We start from the raw sequence: 9,977 nt of genomic DNA on the forward strand, positions 1-9,977 counted from the left end.
GGCCCTTTCATGCTCCTCGGAGGCCCCTGGGGGCCGAGGGCGCCGGGAGCCCCGCGGGCCTGTCAGCGCTTGAGGCGGTAGACGACGGTGTCGGCGAAGACGCCGACCATCTCGTAGTGGGTCTCCAGCAGGTTCTCGATCTTCGGGATCATGCCCGGCTGGTAGGGCGCGAGGCCGGAGTCGTCGACGACGACCTCGGGCAGGCCCTTGGCGATCTCCTGGTCGAAGGTCTGCCAGGCGTTGGCCATCGAGAACTGCTCGCCGACGCTGCCGGTGCCGTCCTTGCCGCCGCTGAAGTTGGTCAGGAACCCGGCGGTGAGGTAGCGGGTGGCCGGCTTGCGGTCGGCCAGCCAGTACAGCTCCGGGTGCATGCCCCAGACCAGCACGGTGTCCTTGGGCGTGGTCTGCGCGGCGACGGCGGTGGCGACCTCGGTGGTGCGGTCCAGCCGCTCCCCCGGCCAGGCCAGCGCCAGGCCCCAGAAGACGGTGGCGGCGGCCGTGGTGTACACCAGGACGGGCTTCCAGCGGACGGCCGAGGTGGCGATCGCCCCGGTGCCCAGCAGCACCAGCGGGGGGATCAGCTGGAGGTAGTAGTGGCCGAAGAAGTGGAAGCCGACGCTGACCGCGACGACCGAGGAGAGCAGCCACATCCACAGGTCCGTGGTGGAGCCGTGCTCCTCGCCCGCGACCGGCAGCGGGCGGTGGCGGTACTTCAGCCAGAGCCGGCGGCCGACCGGCAGCAGGAAGCCCAGGCCGGCGCCGAGCAGGATCGCCGAGTTGCCGAGCGCCCGGCCGATCATCTGCAGCCAGGCCCCGCCGAAGGTGGCGTAGTCGCCGCTGCCGGTGACCACCCAGAACAGGAAGCCCTTGGGGTTGGTGAGGATCACCGCGACCAGCGCTATCGGCAGGGCGAAGCCGAAACCGATCTTGAGCAGGGCGGGGACCCAGCGCACACCGCGCCGGCGGGCGTCCTGGAAGAGCATCCAGAGCACCGGCAGCATCACCGCGCCGCCGGTCTGCTTGGTCAGCGAGCAGAGCGCCACCGCGATGCCGGCGGCCAGCCAGCGGCGGCGCTCGGCGTAGCGGAAGGCGGCCACCATGGCGGGCAGCATGAAGACCTCGAAGGTCGCCGCCTGGGTGTCCTCCGGGGAGAGCCCGATGGAGGCCAGCAGGTAGAGCAGCCCCGCGCCGACGCCGGCCCGGTTGCCCCAGCGGCCGCGGGCGATGGAGGCCAGCAGGATCGCGGTGACCAGGTGGGCGACCACCGCCAGGGTGCGCAGCGGCCAGAGCGAGGCGGAGCCGAAGACGGCGAAGCAGGCCTGGTAGAGCCAGGGCAGCAGCGGCGGCTTGCGGTCCACCACGGTGTCGTAGAGCACGCCGCCGTCGGCGAGCATCCGGGCCTGGGTGGCCAGGAAGCCCTCGTCGGGGCTCCAGACCGGGCGGACGAAGGACGGCAGGTGGGTGAGCAGGGCGACCAGGGCCAGCAGCGGTACCAGCCGCGTCCAGTAGCCGGTCTTCACGCGCTCCCAGCCGTCGGCCGGGGGTACCCCCAAGGGCAGGCGCTCGGCGAGCGCGGTCAGGCGGGATCGGATGGGGGTCGGCACGGATGACAACCTACCGGGCGGAATCGGCGCGGGCAGCGCCGGTCCCGCCTTTGGTGCGATTATCAGCCCCGGGCGGCCGCGACGGCGGCACAGCTGTCGCGAACGGCCCGGGGCGCGGCGGTGAGGGGTGGTCAGGCCTCGACGGCGACGTCCAGGCGGGAGACCAGGGCGGTCACCCGGCGGGCGATGTCCGGGGCGGTGAGGCCGATCTCGGCGAGGATCTCGGGCCGCGAGGCGTGGTCCAGGAACTCCTGCGGGATGCCGAAGTCGCGCACCGGCAGGTCCACGTCCGCGTCGCGCAGCGCCTGGGCGACGGCCGCGCCGACGCCGCCGACCCGGCCGTTGTCCTCGACGGTGACGACCACCCGGTGCTCGGCGGCCAGGCCGGGCAGCGCCGGGTCGACCGGCTTGACCCAGCGCGGGTCGACCACGGTCGAGCTGATGCCCTGGGCGGCCAGCAGGTCGGCCACCTCCAGGCACATCGGGGCGAGCGCGCCGACCGAGACGATCAGCACGTCGGCCCGGCGGCCCTCCTCGGCGTCCGGGTTGACGCGCAGCAGGTCCATGCCGCCGACCTTGCCGACCGCCGGGACGGCCGGGCCGACCGTGCCCTTGGAGTAGCGGACCACGGTCGGGGCGTCCTTGACCTCGACGGCCTCGCGCAGCTGGGCGCGCAGCTGGTCGGCGTCGCGCGGGGCGGCGAGCCGCAGGCCGGGAACGACCTGGAGGATCGACATGTCCCACATGCCGTTGTGCGAGGCGCCGTCGTCACCGGTGACGCCGGCCCGGTCCAGGGTGAAGGTGACGCCCAGCCGGTGCAGGGCGACGTCCATCAGCACCTGGTCGAAGGCCCGGTTGAGGAAGGTCGCGTAGACCGCGAAGACCGGGTGCAGGCCGCCGGTGGCCAGGCCGGCGGCGCTGGTCGCGGCGTGCTGCTCGGCGATGCCGACGTCGAAGATGCGGTCCGGGAAGGCCTCGGCGAACGGCGCCAGGCCCACCGGGTGGAGCATCGCGGCGGTGATGCCGACGATGTCCTCGCGCTCGTGGCCGAGCGCGACCATCTCCTCGGCGAAGACCGAGGTCCAGCTCCGGCCGCCGGCGTTCTTGATCGGCAGGCCGGTCTCCGGGTGGATCTTGCCGACCGCGTGGAAGCGGTCCTCGTCGTTGTTCTCGGCGGCGTGGTAGCCGCGGCCCTTCTCGGTGAGGCAGTGCACGATCACCGGGCCGCCGAAGCCGCGCGCCTTGGTGAGCGCGGACTCCAGGGCGGTGAGGTCGTGGCCGTCGATCGGGCCGATGTACTTGAGGCCGAGGTCCTCGAACATGCCCTGCGGGGCGATGAAGTCCTTCAGGCCCTTCTTGGCGCCGTGCAGGGTCTCGAAGAGCTGCTGGCCGACCACCGGGGTGCGCTGGAGGGTGTCCCTGCCCCAGGACAGGAAGCGCTCGTAGCCCTGGGTGGTGCGCAGGGTGGCGAGGTGGTTGGCCATGCCGCCGATGGTCGGCGAGTAGGAGCGCTCGTTGTCGTTGACGACGATGACGAGCGGGCGGTCCTCGGCGTCGGCGATGTTGTTGAGCGCCTCCCAGGCCATGCCGCCGGTGAGCGCGCCGTCGCCGATCACGGCCACCACCGGGTCGTGCTTGCCCAGCAGCTGGTTCGCCTTGGCCAGGCCGTCCGCGTAGGAGAGGACGGTGGAGGCGTGCGAGTTCTCGATCACGTCGTGCTCGGACTCGGCGCGACACGGGTAGCCGGACAGGCCGCCCTTGGCGCGCAGCCCGGAGAAGTCCTGGCGGCCGGTGAGCAGCTTGTGGACGTAGCTCTGGTGGCCGGTGTCGAAGAGGATCCGGTCGCGCGGGGAGTCGAAGACCCGGTGCAGCGCGATGGTGAGCTCCACCACGCCGAGGTTCGGGCCGAGGTGGCCGCCCGTCTTGGAGACCTCGGTCACCAGGAAGGTCCGGATCTCCTGGGCCAGGGCGGACAGCTGTCCGGGCGTGAGCCGGTCGAGATCGCGCGGTCCCCGAATGCGGGTCAGCAGGGCCACCCGTTCCTCCTCGTTCAGTGTTCGCGGACCTTGCGGGCCCGACGGGCGTCGCTGCCCGGTGTCGACCGGTCGAGTCTAATGTCCGCCTACCGAACACCGGGCGGGGCGTCCGGTACCGACGGCCGGTACACGCCAGCCACCTCGACGGTCACTCTTTCGAGTGAACCGGAAAAACCGGCGTGTCGATCTGCGCTCAGGAGCGGGCGACCGCGAGCGCGCTGGAGTCGCCCGCCTCGCTCATCACCAGCGCGAGCGCGCCCAGCACCTCGGCGCGGCCGCCCAGGGTACCCGGGACCACCGACAGCTGGCGGGCCGCGCTGGGGATCGCGTAGCGGGCCACCGAGTCCCGGATCGGCCCGAGCACCAGCTCACCGGCCTCGGCGAGGTCGCCGCCGAGGATCACCCGGCGCGGGTTGAGCAGGTTGCACAGGGTGGCCACGCCGGTGCCGATCTGCCGGCCGGCGTCGGCGATCACCCGGCGGCAGCCGAGGTCGCCCTGGTGGGCCAGCTCCACCACCCCGGGCAGGGTGAGCCCGGTGCCGAGGGTGGGGGTGAGCAGGTTCAGGAGGTAGCGGGAGCCGACGAAGGTCTCCAGGCAGCCGCGGTTGCCGCAGCGGCAGACCGGCCCGGCCTCGTCCAGGGTGATGTGGCCGATCTCGCCCGCGGTGCCGCCCGGGCCCCGGTAGATCTGGCCGTTGACCACCAGGCCGGCGCCGACGCCGCTGGCCACCTTGATGTAGGCGAGGTCGCCCAGGCCCCGGCCGGCGCCCCAGACCAGCTCGCCGAGCGCGCCGAGGTTGGCGTCGTTGTCGACGTGCACCGGCAGGCCGAGCCGGTCGGCCAGCTCGCGGCCGGGGGCGATGCCGGTCCAGCCGGGCAGGATCGCGGTGGAGCCCAGCGCGCCGGTCTCCACGTCGATCGGGCCGGGGACGCCCAGACCCACGCCGATCACCTTGTCGGGGCGGAAGCCGGCCTCCGCGAGCAGCCGCTCGACCAGCGCCTCGGCCCGGTCGAAGCCCTGCTCGGCCGAGACGTCGACGTCCATCGGGGCGCTCTCCTCGGCGAGCACCCGGTGGGCGAGGTTGCCGACGGCGACCCTCAGGTGGGTGTGGCCGAAATCGATCCCCACCACGATGCCCGCGTCCCCGCTGAGCGAGACGCTGCGGGCGCGCCGGCCGCCGGCGGAGGTGTCGGCCACCACGACGGTGCCGCTCTCCTTCAGTTCCCGGACGATGTTGGACACGGTGGCCGCCGAGAGGCCGGTACCGCGGGCGATCTCGGCCTGGGTCAGCGAGCCGGCCATCCGCACCGCGCGCAGCACCCGCTCCAGGTTGGCCCGGTGCAGCGAGGACTGCGAGCCCGGAGTGTCCGTCGACATGATCCACTCTCCCAAGGGCGCGGGGACCCCTCCGCCGGGCGTCCCCCTTTGCACGTTTCAAGTCCTGAAGCCTAGAGCCTGCCGGAAGGTGAAGGTACAGGGGAGGGAAGGCGAAGGGACCGTGCGCGGGGCCGGGGGCGCGCTGGAGGCGCCCCGGGGCCCGGCAGGGCTGCGGCGGGTCGCGGGCCAGGTCGGCGGGGGTCGCCGGGGGTTGACATCGGCCCAGGTCGGCGCGGAGACGAACGGGGTCCCGGGTTCCGGCGCCCGTCCGAAAACCGACCCCCCGTACGATGGTGCCCAATCTCACCAGTCCCGCCGGTCACCTATCCGCACCGGCCCCGGGACACTTCCAGACAAGACGGGGCATCAGATGGCAGGGGATCACCCGATGCCGGGAGCTGGCGAAGCTCCCGGCGGCGGTCCGGACAAGCGGGGCGTTCCGCTCGGACGCACGCCGGGCGGCGTCGACCCGGCGGCCGTGGCGGACCAGCAGACTCAGCTCGACGGGGCGGCGGTCCCCGGCCAGGCCGCGCCGCCCGCCGCGCCACCGGCTCCGCCCGCCCCGCCCGCGGCGGCCGCGGGCGGGTACGCCTACGCGCCGACCGCCCCCGCCTTCCCCGCGCAGGCACCGGGCGCGCCGGTCGGTCCGTACGACCCGGCGCCCGGCCAGCAGCAGTTCGGAGCCCCCCTCCCGGGCCAGCAGCAGCCGTACGGCGGCGCGCCCGGGTACGGCTACCCGCAGCAGGGCGGCTACGGCTACCCGGGCGCCCCGGTGCCGGCCCCGCCCAAGCGGCGCAACCCGGTGATGGTCTGGGGCGGCGTCATCGGCGGCGTGCTGGCGGTCGCCATCGTCGCCGGACTGGTCGTGCTGTTCACCGACGACAACCCGAAGAAGGACGACCCGCCGGTCGCCTCGGGCGGCACCACCGGCCAGGTCACCGGCGGCGGCGGGGCCTCGCCGGACGTCAGCGGCAGCACCAGCGCGTCGCCCTCGGCCGGCGGCACGAGCGGCGGCACGGGTGGCGGTGGCGGCGGCAAGGCCGGCGCCTACGGCCTGGCCTGGGCGGCCGACAAGCCGGCCAGCTCGGCCAGCGGCTCCACCCGGCTGCTCGCCATCTGGGGCGCCGAGAAGATCGCGGTGCGCGCCGACACCACCGGCATCCGCGCCGTCAACACCTCGGACGGCAAGGAGGCCTGGAGCATCCCGGTGCCGTCCGGCGCCAAGGAGTTCTGCACCGCCTCGTACAGCGCCAACTCCAAGCACATCGCCGCGGTCTCGCTGAACACCGGCGACAGCGACTGCTCCACCATCGCCGCCGTCGACCTCACCACGGGCAAGCTGTCGTGGAACGTCAAGGTCGGGCAGAGCCGGATGTCCTCCCCCACCCTGAGCATCACCGACAAGGTGGTCGGCATCGGCGGCAACACGGCCGCCGCGGTGAACGTCGCCGACGGCTCAGCGGCGTGGGCGTTCCAGCCGCGCGAGAAGGACTGCAGCGTCTACGGCACCGCCGCCGGCCCGCAGATCGTGGTCACCGACCGCTGCTACGGCCTCAACACCACCGTCAAGTCGCAGCTGGTGGTCCTCGACACGGACACCGGCAAGGTCGCCTCGCCCGCGCCGATCACCCTGACCGGCAGCATCGAGCGGGTCGACAAGGTCCTCTCCGACCAGCCGCTGGTGCTGTCGATGTCCAGCGGCGCCAACGGCGACTACGTGCTGCCGTTCGACAAGACCAACAAGCCGGGCACCCAGATGCCCGTCAAGGAGCCCGGCTACGACAGCCTGCGGCTCAGCGGCCTGTCCGACGCCTTCACCCAGAGCGTGGTCAGCGGCACCACCCTCTACGTGCAGACCAACCCGACCAAGCCGGCGATCAACGCCTACGACCTGACCACCGGCAAGCGGCTCTGGTCGACCGACGGCAAGGCCAAGGACGGTCTGCGGCTGGTCTCCGGCACCGACAAGGAGGGCAAGGTCCGGGCCCTCCTTGACATGGGCTACGACGCCGACGCCAAGCTGGTGACGCTCGCCCCCGCCGACGGCGCGGTCAGCGAGATCGGCGTCCTCACCACCGGTAAGGACTCGGCCTTCCGGATCGGCATGAGCACCAACGAGTTCGTCCTGAACTCGGAGGCGGCCGCGCTGTACGGGTTCTCCCGCGGCAGCTTCGACGCCCCCGTGTTCAAGTACGTCAAGAAGTAACGACGTCACCGGGCGGGGTGGTACGGCCCACGGGGCCCCCGCCACCCCGCCCGCTCCCCGTCCGCTTCCCGTCCGGGCCCGTACCAACGGTCCCGGCGGGCGGGCATGGCAGGATGCCAGGCATCAGCCTGACGAAGGAGTCCTGCGAGTGCCCGGCACCAACCTGACCCGCGAGGAGGCCCGCACCCGGGCCGACCTCCTGCACGTGGACGCGTACGACATCGAGCTCGACCTGAGCTCGGCCCGAGAGGGGGGCACGTTCCGGTCCACCACCGTGGTCCGGTTCACCGCCACCACCCCGGGCGCGTCCACCTTCATCGACCTGGTCGCCCCGAGCGTCGAGGAGATCGTCCTCAACGGCGAGCGGCTCGACACCGCCGGCTTCGCCGACAGCCGGATCGCGCTGCCGGGCCTCGCCGCCGAGAACGAGCTGCGCGTCGTCGCCGACTGCGCCTACACCAACACCGGTGAGGGCCTGCACCGGTTCGTCGACCCGGTCGACGGCGAGACCTACCTCTACACCCAGTTCGAGGTGCCGGACGCCCGCCGGGTCTTCGCCAACTTCGAGCAGCCCGACCTGAAGGCCGCGTTCACCTTCACGGTGACCGCGCCGGCCGGCTGGAGCGTGGTCTCCAACTCGCCCACCCCCGAGCCGGAGGGCGAGGGCGACACCAGGGTCTGGCGCTTCGCCCCGACCGGCCGGATCTCCTCGTACATCACCGCGCTGATCGCCGGCCCCTACGTCGGGGTCTTCGACTCCTACGAGAAGGGCGAGCAGAAGGTGCCGCTGGGCATCTACTGCCGGCCCTCGCTGCGCGAGTTCCTGGACGCCGAGGCGATCTTCGAGGTCACCAGGCAGGGCTTCGACTACTTCCAGGAGAAGTTCGACTACCCCTACCCCTTCCCCAAGTACGACCAGCTGTTCGTGCCGGAGTTCAACGCCGGCGCGATGGAGAACGCGGGCGCCGTCACCCTGCGCGACCAGTACGTGTTCCGGTCCAAGGTGACCGACGCCGCGTACGAGGCCCGCGCCGCGACGATCCTGCACGAGCTCGCCCACATGTGGTTCGGCAACCTCGTCACCATGGAGTGGTGGAACGACCTCTGGCTGAACGAGTCGTTCGCCACCTACGCCGAGGCGGTCTGCCAGGCCGAGTCGCCGGACTCGAAGTGGCCCAACTCCTGGACCACCTTCGCCAACCAGATGAAGACCTGGGCGTACCGGCAGGACCAGCTGCCGTCCACCCACCCGATCATGGCCGACATCAACGACCTGGAGGACGTCCAGGTCAACTTCGACGGCATCACCTACGCCAAGGGCGCCTCGGTGCTCAAGCAGCTGGTGGCCTACGTCGGCCAGGACGCCTTCTTCGAGGGCGTGCGCGCCTACTTCAAGCGCCACGCCTGGGGCAACACCCGGCTCGGCGACCTGCTCGGCGCGCTGGAGGAGGCCAGCGGACGCGACCTCAAGGCCTGGTCCGCCGCCTGGCTGGAGACCGCCGGCATCAATGTGCTGCGGCCCGCGCTGACCCTGAACACCGACGGCGCGATCGAGTCCTTCGCCGTGCTGCAGGACGCCCCGGCGCTGCCGGCCGGCGCCAAGGGCGAGGCCGTGCTGCGCCCGCACCGGATCGCCATCGGCCTCTACGAGCTGGTCGACGGCTCGCTGGTGCGCACCGAGCGGATCGAGCTGGACGTCGACGGCCCGCGCACCGAGGTGCCGCAGCTGGTCGGCCGGCACCGCCCCGCCGTGATCCTGCTGAACGACGACGACCTGTCCTACGCCAAGGTGCGGCTGGACGAGGACTCGCTGGCCGTGGTCACCGAGAACCTCGGCGGCTTCACCGAGGCGCTGCCGCGCGCGCTGTGCTGGGCCTCCGCCTGGGACATGACCCGCGACGGCGAGCTGGCCGCCCGCGACTACCTGACGCTCGCCCTCTCCGGCCTGCCGCGCGAGAGCGACATCGGCGTGGTCCAGTCGGTGCACCGCCAGGTCAAGCTGGCGCTGGACGTCTACGCCGACCCGGCCTGGCGCGAGCAGGGCCTGGCCCGCTGGGCCGAGGCCGCCGAGGAGGCGCTGCGCGCCGCCGAGCCGGGCGGCGACCACCAGCTGGCCTGGGCGCGGGCCCTGGCCGGCGTCGCCCGGACCGACGGTCAGCTCGACCTGCTCGCCGGGCTGCTGGACGGCGGCGCGGAGATCCCCGGCCTGGCCGTGGACACCGAGCTGCGCTGGACCCTGCTGGGGCGGCTCGCCGCGACCGGCCGGGCCGAGGAGGCCGAGATCGCGGCCGAGCTGGCCCGCGACAACACCGCGGCCGGCCAGGAGCACGCGGCCAGCTGCCGGGCGGCCCGCCCGACCGCCGAGGCCAAGGCGGCGGCCTGGGCGTCCGTGGTGGAGTCGGAGGAGCTGACCAACTACGTGCAGGCGGCGGTGATCGGCGGCTTCCAGCAGGCCGACCAGCGCGCGCTGCTCGCCCCGTACGCGGAGAAGTACTTCGCCGCGGTGAAGGGCGTCTGGGAGACCCGCAGCCACGAGATCTCGCAGCAGATCATCGTCGGGCTGTACCCGTCGCTGCTGGTCGAGCAGGCCACCCTGGACGCCACCGACGCGTGGCTGGCCTCGGCCGACCCGGCGCCGGCGCTGCGGCGCCAGGTCGTCGAGGCGCGGGCCGGCGTGGAGCGGGCGCTGAAGGCGCAGGCCGCCGACCGGGCCGCCGCGGAGCGCTGACGTTCCCGCGTTCCCCCTCCCCCCC

Annotated in this window: 5 protein-coding genes; 2 read left to right on the forward strand and 3 right to left on the reverse strand. The window is 73.1% G+C overall.

The genetic code is table 11. The features are described 5' to 3' along the window. Positions 1-62: 62 nt before the first annotated feature. The 3 genes from ABD308_RS17495 to ABD308_RS17505 form a co-directional block, all read right to left on the reverse strand. A complete protein-coding gene (locus ABD308_RS17495) occupies positions 63-1,604 on the reverse strand; it encodes an ArnT family glycosyltransferase (RefSeq protein WP_344335366.1) in 1,542 nt (513 codons plus the stop codon). A gap of 131 nt (positions 1,605-1,735) precedes the next feature. Then, positions 1,736-3,640 carry a 1-deoxy-D-xylulose-5-phosphate synthase gene (dxs, locus tag ABD308_RS17500; protein ID WP_344335368.1) on the reverse strand — a complete coding sequence of 635 codons (1,905 nt, stop codon included), beginning with the start codon at positions 3,638-3,640 and terminating at the stop codon, positions 1,736-1,738. A 193-nt stretch (positions 3,641-3,833) separates the two neighbouring features. Beyond that, on the reverse strand, positions 3,834-5,018 hold the full coding sequence (locus tag ABD308_RS17505) for an ROK family transcriptional regulator (protein WP_344335370.1): 1,185 nt from the start codon (positions 5,016-5,018) through the stop codon (positions 3,834-3,836). 478 nt (positions 5,019-5,496) lie between these two features. On the opposite strand from ABD308_RS17505, the gene ABD308_RS17510 reads away from it, so the two are divergent. Together ABD308_RS17510 and pepN are read left to right on the forward strand one after the other, a co-directional pair. After that, on the forward strand, positions 5,497-7,224 hold the full coding sequence (locus ABD308_RS17510) for an outer membrane protein assembly factor BamB family protein (protein WP_344335372.1): 1,728 nt from the start codon (positions 5,497-5,499) through the stop codon (positions 7,222-7,224). A 148-nt stretch (positions 7,225-7,372) separates the two neighbouring features. Next, complete coding sequence (gene pepN / locus ABD308_RS17515) at positions 7,373-9,952, forward strand: aminopeptidase N (protein WP_344335375.1); 2,580 nt, start codon at positions 7,373-7,375, stop codon at positions 9,950-9,952. Positions 9,953-9,977: the final 25 nt, after the last annotated feature.

The organism is Kitasatospora putterlickiae (genome assembly GCF_039527695.1).
Taxonomy (GTDB): Bacteria; Actinomycetota; Actinomycetes; order Streptomycetales; family Streptomycetaceae; genus Kitasatospora; species Kitasatospora putterlickiae.

Bases quoted from the DNA above. Each gene is read 5' to 3' on its own strand.
- ABD308_RS17505 (WP_344335370.1), bottom strand. From the start codon at position 5,018: ATGTCGACGGACACTCCGGGCTCGCAGTCCTCGCTGCACCGGGCCAAC.